Raw genomic sequence first — 14204 nt, forward strand, 5'->3', positions numbered from 1 at the left:
CTCCAGAGCATTGCTCTATGCGTGCCGCCGCGACCTGACTAGAGTAAGTGAACACTGATGCCAAGGAGTCGATGTGGACCTTGCAGAGTATCGGCGTGCCGCCGCGGAGTGGCTGCGCGACAACGTCCCGGCCGACGATCAGTCAGGGGCCGACGCCCTCGCCCGCGCCAAGGAGTTCATGGCCAGGCTGTACGACGCCGGCTACTCCGGCATCACCTGGCCGCGGGAGTGGGGCGGCCAAGGGCTGACGCAGGCCGAGGAGCGCGCCTTCGCCGCCGAGGCGCGTGACTACACCCTCCCCACGTACGTCTTCTCCATCGGGCTCGGCATGACCGGGCCGACGCTGGTGGACCGGGGCACCGACGCGCAGCGCGAGCGGTTCGTCCGGCCGCTGCTGCGCGGCGAGGAGGTCTGGTGCCAGCTGTTCTCCGAGCCGGGCGCCGGCAGCGACGTGGCCAGCCTCCAGACCCGCGCCGTACGCGACGGCGACACCTGGGTCGTCAACGGCCAGAAGGTCTGGACCTCGGTCGCCCACCACGCCGACTGGGGCCTGCTGCTGGCCCGCACCGACGTCGAGGTGCCCAAGCACCGCGGCCTGACCATGTTCGTGGTGGACATGCACCACCCCGGCGTGACGGTCCGGCCGCTCAAGGACATGTCCGGCCGGGCCAACTTCAACGAGATCTTCTTCGACAACGTGACGATCCCCGACGAGCACCGGATCGGCGAGGTGAACGACGGCTGGAGCGTGGCCGTCACCACCCTGCTGCACGAGCGGCTGTCGATCTCGGCGGGCGTCGGCATGGGCGGCCAGAAGGACAACCCGGCCACCTTCGAGGCGCTGCGCGAGACGCTCGACACCAGCGACCCGCTGGTCCGCGACCAGCTCGTCGAGCTGCACATCCGCAGCCGCGCCCTGGCCCTGTTCAACCAGCGGCTGGCCCAGGAGACCAGGGCGGGCATCTTCCCCGGCGCCCGCGGCAGCGCCGCCAAGCTGCTGCTGGCCGAGCTGACCCTGTTCCAGGCCGACCTCGCCACCCAGCTCGCCGGCCCCGAGTCCGTGGTCGGCGACCACCCGCTGTCCCGGTCGATCTCGCTGGCCCCCGGCATGGCGCTGGGCGGCGGCACCAACGAGATCATGCGCAACATCGTCGGCGACCGCGTGCTCGGCCTGCCGCCGGAGCCGCGGGTGGACAAGACCGTGCCGTTCAAGGACCTGAAGGTGGGGACGCAGGGGTGAAGCTCGTACTCAGCCAGGAACAGCAGCAGCTCCGCGAGGCCGTGCGCGACTTCCTGCGCGCCGCCTCGCCGCTGCGCAAGGCCCGCGAGGGCTACGACCCCCAGGTGTACGCCCGGCTCAACGGCGAGCTCGGCCTGTCCGGCCTGGTCGTCCCCGAGGAGCACGGCGGCGCCGGGGCCGGGCTCGCCGACCTCGCGGTGGCCCTGGAGGAGACCGGCGCCGCGCTGCTGCCCGGCCCCTTCCTCGCCACCCAGTTCGCCGCGCTGGCGCTCACCCAGGTGCCCGACAAGGAGCTGCTGGGCGGCATCGCCGAGGGCCGCGTCGCCGCCACGCTCGTCCAGCCCGAGAGCGACCTCGCCTTCGACGGCACGGCCGTCACCGGCTCCCTGCCCCGGGTGCTGTCCGGCATGGAGGCGGACGTGCTGCTCGCACCCGCGCCCGGCGACGGCGGCGTGCTGCTGGTGGCCGTCGACCTGGCCGGCCCCGGCGTCACGCGGACCCCGCTGGAGACGCTCGACCTCACGCGCGGCCAGGCCCGGGTGACCCTGGAGCACGCCCCCGCCCGCGTGCTCGGCCGTCCGCCCGCCGGCAGCGGCATCGGCGACCGGCTGTGCGTCGCGCTCGCCGCCGAGCAGCTGGGCGTGCTGCGCGCCTCGCTGGACGCCATCGTCGCCTACGCCAAGATCCGCGTCGCCTTCGGCCGTTACATCGGCTCCTACCAGGGCGTCAAGCACAAGCTCGCCGACATGCACGGCAAGCTCGAACAGGCCGAGTCGATCGTCAGGTACGCCGCCTGGGCCGCCGACGAGTCGCCCGCCGAGCTGCCCGGCGCCGCCGCCCTGGCCCAGGCGTACGTGGGCCGCGCCTGCTTCGAGGTCGCCCGCGACCACCTGCTCCTGCACGGCGGCATAGGTTTCACCTGGGAGCACGACGCGCACCTGTTCTACAAGCGGGCCAAGACCGACGAGGTGCTGCTCGGCCCGCCCCGCATCCACCGGGCCCGTCTCGCGGAACTCCTGGAGCTGTAGATGGACATCAGCGGCCTTCCCGGCTTCTACGCCATCGCCGCCGCCGACCCCGGCCGCCTGGCCGTGATCGACACCGACGGCACGCGGACCACGTACGGCGAGCTGCTCGCCAGGGTCAACCAGGTCTCCCACGGCCTGCGGGCCCGCGGGCTGGGCAAGGGCGACGTGGTCGCGGGCGTGCTGACCAACGGCGTCGACGCCGTCGTCATGCTCATGGCGACCGGCCAGATCGGGCTCTACTACGTGCCGGTCAACTGGCACCTCACCGAGTCCGAGGTGTCCTACATCCTGGCCGACTGCGACGCCAAGGTCGTGGTCACCGACGCCGCGCACGCCGTGCCGGGCGCCGAGATCGGCACGTCCGGACTGGCCGAGGGGCAGCCCGCGGACGCCCCCGACGGACGTACGGCCGGGGCGGTCATGTGGTACACCTCCGGCACCACCGGCTTCCCCAAGGGCGTGCAGCGCGCGCTGCCCGACGCCGAGCCGGAGGCCGTCGTGCCGCTGTACACGTGGTTCCTCGGCGAGGTCGTCGACCTCACGCCGGGCGACGGCGTGCACCTGGTGACCTCGCCCATGTACCACTCGGCGCCCTGCGCGCACACCCAGTTCGCGCTGCACCTGGGGCACACGGTGGTGATCACGCCCAGGTTCGACCCGGTCGACATCCTGGAGCTGATCCAGCGTCACCACGTCACCAACGCCATGATGGTGCCGACCATGTTCCACCGCATGCTCCAGCTCCCCGAGGACGTCCGGGCCAAGTACGACGTGTCGAGCCTGCGCCAGGTCATCCACACGGCCGCGGCCTGCCCGGTCGCCGTCAAGCAGGCGATCATGGACTGGTGGGGCCCGGTGCTGTACGAGTACTACGGCTCCACCGAGTCCACGATCGCCTTCTCCGTCAAGCCGCAGGACTGGCTGGCCAGGCCCGGCACGGTGGGCCGCCCGGCGCCGACGTTCGAGGCGAAGATCTGCGACGAGAAGGGCGAGGAGCTGCCGCCGGGCGAGCCCGGCATGATCTACGTCAAGTCCTCGATGGGCTCCTTCGAGTACCGCAAGGACCCGGCCAAGACCGCCGCCAGCATGCTGGGCGAGTGGTACGCCCCCGGCGACATCGGCTACCTCGACGACGACGGGTTCCTGTTCCTGTGCGACCGGCGCACCGACCTGATCGTCTCCGGCGGGGTGAACATCTACCCCGCCGAGATCGAGGCCGCGCTGCTGGAGCACCCCGCGGTGGCCGACGTCGCGGTCATCGGCGTGCCCGACGAGGAGTGGGGCCACAACGTGGTCGCGCTCGTCCAGCCCGCCGAGGGCGTCGAGCCGGGCCCCGAGCTCACCGCCGAGCTGCTCGAACACTGCGGGCCCCGGCTCGCCCGGTTCAAGCACCCGAAGGTCGTCGAGTACCGCGACCGGCTCCCGCGCACCCCCACGGGCAAGCTGTCGCGCTCGAAGGTGCGCGAGGGTTACCTGGCCGAGGCGGGGAACACCAGCTCCTCGCTGTAGTCGCGGCCGTCGCCGAGGTAGAAGCGGGTGGCGAGGGTGCGGTCGGCGGTGTCGAAGACCGTGGTCCACAGCGTGCGGAACGGCCCGGCGGCATCCTCCTCCGGCCGCACCGCGCGCAGGCTGTCCCGCAGGTCTTCGGCGGACATGGTGGCGCCCTTGCTGCGCTCGTACAGGGTGCGCAGCCGGCCGTAGGTGCCCAGGCTCGCCGGAGTGTCGGCGGGCAGGGCCATCGGGTCGGGATGGCGGTGCAGCAGGTGGTTGGTGACGCACAGCGGGCCGTCGCCGAACTCGACGGCGTGCTCGGTGCCGTCCGTGCCGCGCTCCCACACGAACGCCTGGCCGTGGGCGTCGGCGACCAGGTAGTGCAGGGGCAGGCCGAGGTCGTACTGCTTGGCCCCCAGCAGCGCCTGCCTGGCCTGGGCCGCGGTCTCGCAGGTGTCCATGAGGAACCGGGGCAGTTGCAGGCTGCCGAGCCCCACCTGCGGGACGTCCAGCCGCGGCGGGGTGGCGGTCTCGGCGTCGGCGATCAGCAGCATGACGGCCAGGCCGGCCTCGTTGATGCCGTCGATGCAGCCGTCGAGGCCGTTCATGGTGATGACGGTCGAGGCGAGCCCGTCGTCGGGCACGGTGCTGATCACGTACGGGCGGGCGGCCATGGGCAGCTCGCCGGGGCGGGCCGGCTCGCCCATGAGCTGACTGGTGGTGTGCAGGAAGAAGTCGTAGTTGCGGCCCACCCTGCCGTGCCCGTCGGCGGAGGCGGACGGCGGGCACCACAGGGCCGAGCAGGCGGCGCCCGCGGGCACGTAGTTCCAGCCGTCGAGGGCCAGCTCGTCCTGGTCGGGGTCGAGGCCGAGCGCCGCGGCGGCGCCGTCCATGCGGGCGTGGTGTTGCGGCCAGTTCCGTTCGAACCAGGACATCCTTGCTCTGATCACCGCCGGGTCGGCGGTCCTGGGCGACCAGCCGAGCCGGCGGGCCTCCTCGGTGAGCACCCGGCCGATCTCGAACTGGCTGCCGGTGACGGTGAGGTGCGTGACGAGCTGGAAGTCGTCATTGCCGCCGGCCACGCAGGTCATGTTGGTCATGCCGCCGATGTTGCCGCCGCCCGCTGACCGGGCTCCTACCGTCCGCTGACCGCCCGCCGGTGTCCGGGGGAGCAGGCGGTCGACCCGGAAGGTGCGCCAGTCGTCCCGCTCGACGTCGTAGCCCATCAGATACCACCGTCCGCGCCGGTGGACCAGCCGGTACGGCTCCACGTCCCGGACCGTCGACGAGCCGTCGTGCCCGGTGTGGTCGAAGCGCAGGCGCTCGTGGTCGCGGGCGGCGTTCGCGATCGCGGTCAGCGCCTCCGGCCGGACGGGCGCCGCGGCCGACCCCTGGGAGCTGCCCCGGGATCTGCACGGTGCAGGCGTTGAGCGTGCTCACCCTGCGCCGCAGCCGGGCGGGCAGGACAGCAGCGGCGGCAGCGCCGCCCCCGCGCCGAGCCGGTACCCGTCGGCTGCCCCGGGCGTGGCGTGCACGGGGTAGCCGAGCGTGCGCAAGCGCCCGACGTCGTTGCGGATCGTCCTGGTCGAGACCCGCAGCCGGGTGGCCAGCTCCGGGCCCGTCCGTTCGCGGTGCGCCTGGAGCAGCGAGAGCAGCTTGAGCAGGCGGGCGGAGTCTTCCAGCGTGCGCCCAGTCTGCCCGCTAACGCGGCAAGGAGGCTTCCGCGTCGAGGACCAGCTTGCCGAGGAAGTGGCCGTCCTGGCTGCGCCGGTGGGCGTCGGCCACCCGCTCCAGCGGGAACACCTCCGCGACCGGGACGCGCGGCAGCACGTCCGCCGGGAACGGCCCGCCCTTGCCCGTGGAGAACCGCACGCCGTGCTCGGCCGCGCCCGCCGGGTCGGCGATGGTGATCACCTTGGCCGGATCGCCGGTGAGCCTGACCGACAGCGCGACCTCGCCGCGTCCCGAGGCGTCCAGCACCCGGTCCACGGGGCCGGGGAGGCGCTGCTCCAGCCCGTCCCCGTAGGTGACCGGCACGACGCCGAGGTCGCGCAGGAAGGCGTGGTGGCGTTCGCTCGCGGTGCCGATCACGCGGGCGCCCCGGGCCAGCGCGAGTTGCGCGGCGGCCAGGCCGACGCCGCCCGCGACCGCGTGGACGAGCAGCGTCTCACCCGCGCGCAGGCCCAGCTCCGCCAGCGCGCGGTGGGCGGTCTCCAGCGCGACGGGCAGCGCGGCCGCCTCCGCGTACGACAGGTGCTCCGGCTTGGGACGCAGCGCGGCGGCCTCGGCCAGCGCGTACGTGGCCGCCGCCCCGGACGGGACCTGCCCGAACACCCCCTGGCCCACCGCCAGGCCGGTCACCCCGGGGCCGAGTGCGTCGACCGTCCCGGCCAGCTCGATCCCGGTGCCCTGCGGGCCGTCGGGCGGCGTGCCGCGGAAGCCGGTGCGCAATTTCCAGTCCAGGGCGTTCACCCCGGCCGCCCGGACCGCCACGCGTACCTGCCCGGCCCCGGGCCGGGGCAGCGGCACCTCCTCCAGCGCCAGCACCTCGGGGCCGCCGTGCTCGTGGTAGCGCACGGCCTGGGCGGTGACCAGCAGGACCGCCTTGCCGACCAGCTCGCGGGCCTCCAGGGCGGCGTGCGCCTCGTGGGCGCGGTCGAGCGGCACGGCCAGGCCGACGACGGTCGTCAGCTCGCCGGTGGCCGCCATGCGCAGCGCCTGCCCGGCCAGGCGGCGGAACTCCTCGGGGGCGAACTGCACCTGTTCCATGCCGACCAGCCGCACCCCCCGGCGCGCCGCCTCGGCCGGGTCCACCAGCGCGGTCGAACCGCTCGGCACCCCGTACGCGAAGAACACCCCGCCGGGCCCGAGCGACGCGAACGCCTCGGCCCCCACCCGCCCCCCGACCCCGTCGAAGACCACGTCGAACGCCCCCACCGCGCCCCCGCCGGCCATGGTCACGTCAGCTCCCGCGCCCGCTTCCGTCTCGTGGGGGCCGGTGGCGTTCAGGGCGTGGTGGTCGGTGCCCCCATCGGTCTCACGGGTGGCCAGGGCCGGGTAGTCGACCGCCTCGGCCGCGCCCGCCGCCAGCGCCGCCGCCCGCTTGGCCGGGCCGTGCGCGGCGGCCGTCACCCGGGCGCCGGCGGCCCGCGCGAGCCGGACGATCGGCAGGCCCAGCGCCCCGCCGGCCCCCGTGACCAGCACCCGCGCCCCCGGCTTCAGCTCCGCCGCCGCCACCAGGCTGATCGCCGCCGGGCCCACCTGCAGCAACGCCGCCGCCAGCCACGAGCTCACCTCGTCGGGCACCGGCACGAGCGTGTCCACGCCGGTCACGACCCGCTCGGCGTACCCGCCGGACACCAGGGCCGCGACCCGACGCCCCGTCCAGCCGGGATCCACCCCCTCGCCCACCGACACCACCCGCCCGGCCACCCCGGTCCCCGGCACGAACGGCGGTCGGTTCGGGAACCACTCCTGCCCCCACCCGGCGCGCAACTGGGCGTCCAGCGACATCACGTCGGCCACCGAGACGCCGATGACCACCTGCCCCGGCCCCGCGACGGGATCGTCCACCCGCCGCACCTGAAGCACGTCGGGACCACCGAACTTCGTCACCTCGACAACATCCATGCCGCCGAGTGTCCTACCTCAAGTGAACTTGAGGTCAACCCCAGGCGCTCAGCCGGTCAGCTTCTGCACCTGCTGGACGACCACCAGGACGGTCAGCGTCCCGAAGAACAGCACCGACCAGACCAGCGCCCCCAGCCGGTACGACCTGACCTTGATCGCCTCCGGCAGCGCCCGCCGGTTCAGCACGATCAGCAGGATCGAGTACACGAACATCATCACCGCCGCGAAGCACGCCGAGAACACCAGCAGGATCAGCGGCTGGTCGAGCCCGAGCAGCAGGATCGCGATGCCGACCAGCGTCATCGCCCAGACGGTGACGAAGTACACCCGGTTCACCGACACGGGACGGTCGCGCAGGTAGACCGTCTTGATCGTGTCCGAGGCCAGCCGCGAGGTGTAGTCGACGATGCCCATCGCCGAGGCGAACAGGGCCAGCGCGCCGATCAGCCAGAACAGGATCCCGAACCACGTGCCGACCACGCCCTGCAGCACCTCGCCCTCGACCTTCAGGAAGCCGATGTCGTTCTTGCCCGCCACCTCCGGCCGGCCGAAGACGGTCGAGTAGGCCAGCATCGACATCAGCCCGATCGTCAGGAACGACACCAGCGCGAACGTGGCGCCCTGCTCGGCGTTGGCGAAGCGCCACCACCGGCGCCAGCGCGCCAGGTTGTCGTCGGTCGGCGGGAACTGGAAGCCGGTCGAGGCGGCCGCCTCCTCCTCGCCGGTGACCGGGCTGACCAGGCGCGGGACGTACACGCCCATGCCGAAGCCCTTGTCGCGGATCCAGTTGCTCTGGCACAGGTTCTGGCCGCCGCCCGCGCCGGCGTAGGCGACGGCGCCCATGAGCACGGCGATCCCGAGCTCCCCGGCCGGGAAGCGGGCGCCTACGGTGAGCCCCTTGCCCAGCTCGACCCAGCTGTCGGCGTTGATCGCGAACAGGATGGCGACCACCGCCAGCGTGGCCACCAGAGCGATCTTCACGAAGATCACCCGTTCGAGGACCGTGTAGATCACCGGCGCCAGCGTCAGGCCCAGCGCGATCACGACGAGCATGCCGATCGCGATCCAGCGCACCCCACCCGCCCCGGCCCCGGTCAGGTACGTCACCATGGTCGCGGACGTGGTCACCCACCCCGGCCACAGGTTCGAGGCCAGCGTCATCACGACGAAGACCAGCCCCCAGTGCCGCCACATCCGGCTGAACCCGGTCAGCGCGGTCTCGCCGGTGGCCAGCGTGTACCGCTCGATCTCCATGTTCAGGAACCACTGGGTGACGATGCCGACCGCCGCGCCCCAGACGAACACCAGCCCTACCTGGGAGGCGATGTAGGGCCAGAGGATGAACTCGCCCGACGCCAGCCCCACCCCCGCCCCGACCAGCCCCGGGCCGATGACGCGCCAGGTCGAGCGGGGAGGGTCGGGCAGGTCGCGGACGGCGACGGACGGCAGGACTCGCGCGGGGACGGTGGGGGTGAAGTCCGTCATGCGGATCTCCTCGGTCGGCTTCCCGTACCGTCACCTTACGCAGATCGCTTACGCCGGTGAACTATCCGGTCTGGGTCACCACGTAGTCCCCCTGGTCGGTGAGCCCGTCCACCCGCCCGCCGGACTCCATCAGGCCGCCCAGCACCTCGCGCATCGCCGTCCGCCAGGCCCTGGCCGCCGCCGGGTCGTGCACGCGCAGCCGTTCGACGTCGTGCGGCGTGCCCACCAGCACGGCGTCCGCGTCGGCCGGCCGCACGACCGGGCCGGAGCCGTCCTCGGCCAGCACCCGGACGCGGCCCTCGGCCGGTTCCGCCCGTGGCCCGAGCGGGCGCTCGTCCAGCGGCCACACCGCCAGCAGCCGGTCGGAGGAGTCGCCCTCGTTGATCGCGTCGGCCATGACGCCGTAGAAGTCGCGCAGGTACTCCTGCGGGCGGGCGCCCAGCTTGACCAGGTTGAACCGGGCGTTGCGACGGACGAGCGGATCGAAGGTCCAGGTGACGCGGTCCAGGCCCCGATCCAGGCACCACGCCCGCTGGTGCAGCTTGAGCGCGTAGCCGATGCCTCGGCCGATCGAGGCGCCCGTCACGTGCGAGTGCAGCGCGCCCTCCGCCGCCCGGAAGCCCACCGACGCGCCCACCAGCACGTCGTCCTCGTACGCGCCGGCCACGTAGTTGCCGGTGTGCGCGAACCCGGCCATCAGCTCGACGCTGATCGGCGCGTTGCCCGGATCAGGCCGCCAGATCTCGTCGAAGAGCCGGAAGACCTGTGCGAACTCGCCCATCTCGTGCAACTCGCGGATGGTCACACCACTCTTGGCCGCCGCCTCGGCGGCCTCCTCCCGGCTCGTCATGCCCCCCACTATGCCCGCCGGACGGCGACATGCCCGCCCGCGGTCCGCGGACGGGCATGTCAGGGACTGCCGGGAATCACTTCACCAGCGGCCCGAGCGTGCGTTCCATCAGGCAGTCGTTCTCGAACTTCCTGTCGTAGGACGTCGTACGGCCGTACCAGTGGCCCCTGACGCGCACGGAGACGGGGGAGTAGTTGCGCGGGCACGCGCCCGGGTCGACGTTGAGGTCCTTGACCACGCCGTCGACCTCGTGCAGCTCGGCGCAGGCCGTGCGCGGGCGCGGGTGGGTGCCGCCGTCGGGGTCGCAGGTGAGCCGCATCGCGTACGCGCCGCCGCCGTTGCTCGGCGTGACGGTGATGTACAGCAGCACGCCCGGCTCGTCGGCGGCGGCGGCACCGGCCGGGCTCGCCCCGAACGAGACGACGAGCGCGGCGGACGCGCACAGGGCTAGGGCGGCCGTCCTGCGAGCGGCGGTCAGCACGGATTTCATGGAACCTCCCTGGTCAACGTGCGCCCCGAGAGTGGCGGCGCACGTCAAATGACTACAGGCAGTCACCATATCGATACCACTGGTGAAGGAGTGACAGAATGCTGTCCCCGCCGCTCACCCCCGCTCCCGCCGACCGGGCCCGGCCGCCCTGGCCGGGGCCGCGACGCCGGGCCCAGGTCGCTCCGGCGCGGCCTCGGTCAGCGCACGGCCTCGGTCAAAGTGCGGCCTCGGTCAGCGCGCGGCCTCGGTCAGGACGGCCTCGGTCAGCGCACGGCCTCGATCAGGGCGCGGAGGAGGGCTGCGCGGCGCGGCATCTCGGCCACCACCACGTGCTCGTGGTCGGCGTGCGCGCCGCCGCCCACCGCGCCCAGCCCGTCGAGCGTCGGGCAGCCGGCCCCCGCGGTGAAGTTCCCGTCGGAGGCGCCGCCCACCGCGGCGGCGGTCAGCGGGCCCACGTCCAGCCCTGCGGCCAGATCCTGGGCCAGGGCGTACAGCGAGGCCGACATCGCGGCTTCGAGCGGCGGCCGGTTGGGGCCCCCTTCGACCTCCAGCCGCGTGCCGGGCACCACGGGCGCCAGCGCCCGCATCGCCGCGTCCACCCGCAGCTGCTCGGCCACCGTGCTCGCCCGCACGTCGACCCCCACCGTCGCCTCGGCCGGGACGGTGTTGAGCGTCGTCCCGCCGCGCAGCACGGTCGGGGTGACCGTCGTGTCACCGGCTCCGAGGGCGGCGATGGCCAGGATCTGGTGCGCCAGCTCGACGCCCGCGTTCGCGCCCTTCTCCGGCTCCAGCCCGGCGTGGGCCGCCTTGCCGCGCACCCGCAGCGTGTACATCGACGTGCCCTTGCGGGACGTCTTCAGCGCGCCGCCGTCCGCGCTGGCCTCCATGACGAACGCGGCGGCCAGCCCTCGCGCGGTGTCCGTGATCAGCGGCGCGGACGTGATCGAGCCCAGCTCCTCGTCACCGGTGATCAGCAGCGTGACGCCGTCGAGCGAGCCGAGCCCGGCGAGCGCGTGGAAGGTCTGCACCAGCCCGGCCTTCATGTCGAACACGCCCGGCCCGCGCGCCACGCCGTCGACGACCGACCAGGGGTGGGTCGCCAGCGTGCCGATCGGCCAGACGGTGTCGTGGTGGCCGAGCAGCAGCACCCTGGGCGTGCCGAACGACCAGCGCAGATGGGTGACGCCGTCGATCACCAGGAACTCCGGCCGGGCCCCTAGGTAGCGGGCCCCCATCGCGGCCACGACCTCGGCGCTGCGGGCCACGGCCGCGAGGTCACGCGAGAACGACTCGCACAGGACCAGCTCCTCCAGATCCTCGATCATGCCAGCCGCTCTCCGAGGAACCGGTGGACGTTCCCTCCGATGATCTTGGCGACGTCCTTCTCCGGCAGGCCGCGGGCGAGCAGCCCCTCGGTCACCATGGGCAGCCCGACGGGGCCCTCCAGGCCGGGGATCGACGCCTTGGAGTCGAGGTCGTCGGGCTCCAGGTCCTCGCAGCACGGGGGCGTCAGGTCGTCCATGACCTCGCGGATGAAGTCGGGGCCGAGGCCGACGTGGTCGATCCCGGCCACCTGCGCGACGTGCTCGATGTGGTCGAGCAGGCGGTCGAGCGTCATGTCCTCCTTACGCTCGGCCAGGAAGGGGGCGAAGAAGTTCACGCAGACCACGCCGCCCGTGGCGGCGACCGCGCGGAGCTGGTCGTCGGTGAGGTTGCGGTGGTGGTCGCGCAGCGCGCGGGCCGCGGAGTGGGTGGCCATGACCGGCTTGGTCGCCAGCTCCAGCACGTGGGCCACGCCCGACGCGCCGAGGTGCGAGACGTCGAACACCATGCCCAGCCGCTCCATCTCGCTCAGGGCGGCCACGCCGCGGCTGGTCAGGCCGCTGCCGGTGGCGTCCTCGGCGCTGCCGTCGGCCAGCGGCGTGCGCCCGAAGTGCGCGATCGAGGCCACCCGCACGCCCAGCCGGTGGACGGTCGAGATCAGCTCGACGCTCTCGTCGAGCCCCGGCATGCTCTCCAGCGCGAGCACCAGGGCGATCTTGCCCTCCGCCAGCGCCGCGTCGATCGCCGAGCCGTCGAGGCAGAGCCGTACGGCGTCGGGGTTGCCCTCCGCGATCACGTGGGCGCACTCGATCATGCGCAGCGTCTGCCGCAGCGCGCCCTCGGGCCGGTACTGGTCGTCGATGAAGACCGGCAGGATCTGCAGGTCGACCCCGCCCTCGACGAGCTGCGGCAGCCACCGCCGGCGGAAGAAGGAGGCCCACTGCTGGGGCGGCCGGGCGGCGACCGCCATGAGGAGATCATTGTGGGTGTCGGCCACGACGGCACGCCGGTGCAGGGGAAGCGTCATGCGAAGGACGTTACCGCGCGCCCCCGACCTGCTCCAATGCGCCTCAAGTCCGATTTTTTGCCCATATCTTGTTCACCGCACCGAAGACGGGACCTCCTCGACCCTCCGGTACGCCCCGCGCGGCGGCCGGGCGGTGAGCCGCCGGTAGAGCGTCGTCGGGCCGGGCCAGTTGTTGGTGACCCGTCCCTCGGCCGTCTTGTACCAGCTCCGGCACCCCTCGCCCCACACCATGCGGTCCATCGCCGCGTCGAGCTGCCTGGTCCAGGCGGCCATCGCCTCGGGACGCACCTCGATCGGCCCCTGCTCGGCCACCCGCGCCAGGCACGCCATGACGTGCCGCACCTGGCACTCGATCATGTAGATGATCGAGTTGTGCCCCAGGTTCGTGTTCGGGCCGTAGAGCAGGAACATGCTGGGGAAGCCGGGCACCGAGATGCCGAGGTAGGCGTGCGCGCCGTCGCGCCACTGCTCGGCCAGCGACCGTCCGCCGAGCCCGGTGACCTCCATCGGGGCCAGGAACTCGGTGCTGAGGAAGCCGGTGGCGTACACGATCGTGTCGGCCTCGCGCAGCCCCTCGGCGGTCTCCACGCCCTTCGGCCCGATCCGGACGATCGGATCGGTGACGACGTCGACGTCCGGCCTGGTCAGCGCCGGGTAGAAGGCGCTGTCGATGACGACGCGCTTGCAACCGGGCGGATAGCCGGGCGTCAGCTTCGCCCGCAGGACGGGGTCGGGGACCTGGGCGCGCAGGTGGGCCAGGGCGCGCTTCTTCAGCAGGCCGGCGCTCCAGCCCTCGGCCAGGGCCGGGTAGAGCGTGGCCTCGCCGTACCGGTAGATCAACTCCCGGTAGACCCGCTGGAGGCCCGGGACGTAGTGGAAGGCCAGCCGGGCCAGCGGGCCGAAGGTGGCGTCGGGCTTGGGGATCACCCAGTTGGGCGTGCGCTGGAAGACGTCGAGGTGCGCGGCCCGCTCGGCGACGGCCGGGATGAGCTGGGCCGCCGACGAGCCGCTGCCGATCACGGCGACGCGGCGGCCGGCGAGGTCGTGGTCGTGGTTCCAGCGGGCCGAGTGGAAGGAGACGCCCTCGAAGTCGGACATGCCGGGGATCTCGGGCAGGTGGGGGCGGTTGAGCTGGCCCACGCTCATGACGACCACGTCGAACGCCTCGGTGCGCTCGCCGCCGTCGTGGACGCTGGTGACCTGCCAGCGGCGGCCGTCGAAGGCCGCGCGCCGTACTTCCGCGCCGAAGCGGATTTTTCGCCTGACGTCGTATTTATCAGCGCAATGCTCTAGATAGGCGAGGATTTCGGGTTGGGCTGGGTAACGGCGGGTCCAGCTCGCGTACTTCTCGAACGAGTACGAGTACAGGTGCGAGGGGATGTCGCAGCCGGCGCCCGGATAGCTGTTGTCCCGCCACGTGCCGCCGAGGTCGGCGGCCTTCTCGAAGACGGTGAAAGAGTCGATCCCGGCGCGCCGCAGCCGGATCGCCATGCACAGGCCGCCGAAGCCCGCTCCGATGATCGCGACGCTGGGTGCCATGCCGTCCTCCGCGAAGTCAGGATCCACTTACAGTACGCCGAACCGCGTTCCGGCGACACCCTCCGCCGCGCCCCGCGCGACCCTTCCGCGGGCCGGTAGTC

At 72.9% G+C, this 14204-nt stretch carries 11 protein-coding genes and 2 pseudogenes; 3 read left to right on the forward strand and 10 right to left on the reverse strand.

Annotation, left to right across the window (positions count from 1 at the left end; genetic code table 11):
• Window positions 1-73 precede the first annotated feature (73 nt).
• From AB0C33_RS07300 to AB0C33_RS07310, 3 genes are read left to right on the forward strand one after another with little or no spacing between them, the layout of a single operon-like run.
• Window positions 74-1240, forward strand: coding sequence for an acyl-CoA dehydrogenase family protein (locus AB0C33_RS07300; RefSeq protein WP_358284554.1), 1167 nt, complete (start codon window positions 74-76; stop codon window positions 1238-1240).
• Window positions 1237-2268, forward strand: a complete 1032-nt coding sequence (locus tag AB0C33_RS07305) for an acyl-CoA dehydrogenase family protein (protein ID WP_358284556.1) — start codon at window positions 1237-1239, stop codon at window positions 2266-2268. The genes AB0C33_RS07300 and AB0C33_RS07305 overlap by 4 nt, the downstream gene beginning before the upstream one ends.
• On the forward strand, window positions 2269-3777 hold the full coding sequence (locus tag AB0C33_RS07310; protein WP_358284558.1) for an AMP-binding protein: 1509 nt from the start codon (window positions 2269-2271) through the stop codon (window positions 3775-3777).
• On the opposite strand, the gene AB0C33_RS07315 is transcribed toward AB0C33_RS07310, so the two are convergent.
• The 10 genes and pseudogenes from AB0C33_RS07315 to AB0C33_RS07360 all read right to left on the reverse strand — a co-directional run bounded on the left by AB0C33_RS07315 (window position 3738) and on the right by AB0C33_RS07360 (window position 14103).
• A complete protein-coding gene (locus AB0C33_RS07315; RefSeq protein WP_358285952.1) occupies window positions 3738-4859 on the reverse strand; it encodes a C45 family peptidase in 1122 nt (373 codons plus the stop codon). The two genes, AB0C33_RS07310 and AB0C33_RS07315, sit on opposite strands and share 40 nt — an antisense overlap.
• A 51-nt stretch (window positions 4860-4910) precedes the next feature.
• Window positions 4911-5441, reverse strand: a pseudogene (locus tag AB0C33_RS07320) (WYL domain-containing protein); the annotation flags it as partial.
• A gap of 19 nt (window positions 5442-5460) precedes the next feature.
• Window positions 5461-6354: an NADP-dependent oxidoreductase gene (locus AB0C33_RS07325; protein WP_358285954.1), complete on the reverse strand. Its 894-nt coding sequence runs from the start codon at window positions 6352-6354 to the stop codon at window positions 5461-5463.
• Window positions 6355-6366: 12 nt separating this feature from the next.
• Window positions 6367-7389: pseudogene (locus AB0C33_RS07330) on the reverse strand (zinc-binding dehydrogenase); the annotation flags it as partial.
• 48 nt (window positions 7390-7437) lie between these two features.
• Entirely contained in the window at window positions 7438-8874 is a 1437-nt protein-coding gene (locus tag AB0C33_RS07335) for an Nramp family divalent metal transporter (protein WP_358284560.1), read from the reverse strand.
• 61 nt (window positions 8875-8935) lie between these two features.
• A complete protein-coding gene (locus tag AB0C33_RS07340) occupies window positions 8936-9724 on the reverse strand; it encodes a GNAT family N-acetyltransferase (protein ID WP_358284562.1) in 789 nt (262 codons plus the stop codon).
• A gap of 76 nt (window positions 9725-9800) precedes the next feature.
• A complete protein-coding gene (locus tag AB0C33_RS07345; protein WP_358284564.1) occupies window positions 9801-10214 on the reverse strand; it encodes an SSI family serine proteinase inhibitor in 414 nt (137 codons plus the stop codon).
• Window positions 10215-10477: 263 nt separating this feature from the next.
• Window positions 10478-11539, reverse strand: a complete 1062-nt coding sequence (locus AB0C33_RS07350; RefSeq protein WP_358284565.1) for a M20 family metallopeptidase — start codon at window positions 11537-11539, stop codon at window positions 10478-10480.
• Window positions 11536-12564 (reverse strand): membrane dipeptidase, encoded by a 1029-nt coding sequence (locus tag AB0C33_RS07355; protein ID WP_358284567.1) that lies wholly within the window; start codon window positions 12562-12564, stop codon window positions 11536-11538. Before AB0C33_RS07355 ends, AB0C33_RS07350 begins: the two co-directional genes overlap by 4 nt.
• Window positions 12565-12636: 72 nt before the next feature.
• A complete protein-coding gene (locus AB0C33_RS07360) occupies window positions 12637-14103 on the reverse strand; it encodes an NAD(P)/FAD-dependent oxidoreductase (RefSeq protein WP_358284569.1) in 1467 nt (488 codons plus the stop codon).
• Window positions 14104-14204: the final 101 nt, after the last annotated feature.

It is taken from the genome of Nonomuraea sp. NPDC048881 (genome assembly GCF_040649795.1).
Classification (GTDB): domain Bacteria; phylum Actinomycetota; class Actinomycetes; order Streptosporangiales; family Streptosporangiaceae; genus Nonomuraea.

What these genes read in the sequence shown, in the direction of transcription:
- AB0C33_RS07355 (WP_358284567.1), bottom strand. Translation starts at nt 12,564, where the DNA reads ATGACGCTTCCCCTGCACCGGCGTGCCGTCGTGGCCGACACCCACAAT.
- AB0C33_RS07360 (WP_358284569.1), bottom strand. Translation starts at nt 14,103, where the DNA reads ATGGCACCCAGCGTCGCGATCATCGGAGCGGGCTTCGGCGGCCTGTGC.
- AB0C33_RS07340 (WP_358284562.1), bottom strand. Translation starts at nt 9,724, where the DNA reads ATGACGAGCCGGGAGGAGGCCGCCGAGGCGGCGGCCAAGAGTGGTGTG.
- AB0C33_RS07335 (WP_358284560.1), bottom strand. Translation starts at nt 8,874, where the DNA reads ATGACGGACTTCACCCCCACCGTCCCCGCGCGAGTCCTGCCGTCCGTC.
- AB0C33_RS07310 (WP_358284558.1), top strand. Translation starts at nt 2,269, where the DNA reads ATGGACATCAGCGGCCTTCCCGGCTTCTACGCCATCGCCGCCGCCGAC.
- AB0C33_RS07350 (WP_358284565.1), bottom strand. Translation starts at nt 11,539, where the DNA reads ATGATCGAGGATCTGGAGGAGCTGGTCCTGTGCGAGTCGTTCTCGCGT.
- AB0C33_RS07315 (WP_358285952.1), bottom strand. Translation starts at nt 4,859, where the DNA reads ATGACCAACATGACCTGCGTGGCCGGCGGCAATGACGACTTCCAGCTC.
- AB0C33_RS07345 (WP_358284564.1), bottom strand. Translation starts at nt 10,214, where the DNA reads ATGAAATCCGTGCTGACCGCCGCTCGCAGGACGGCCGCCCTAGCCCTG.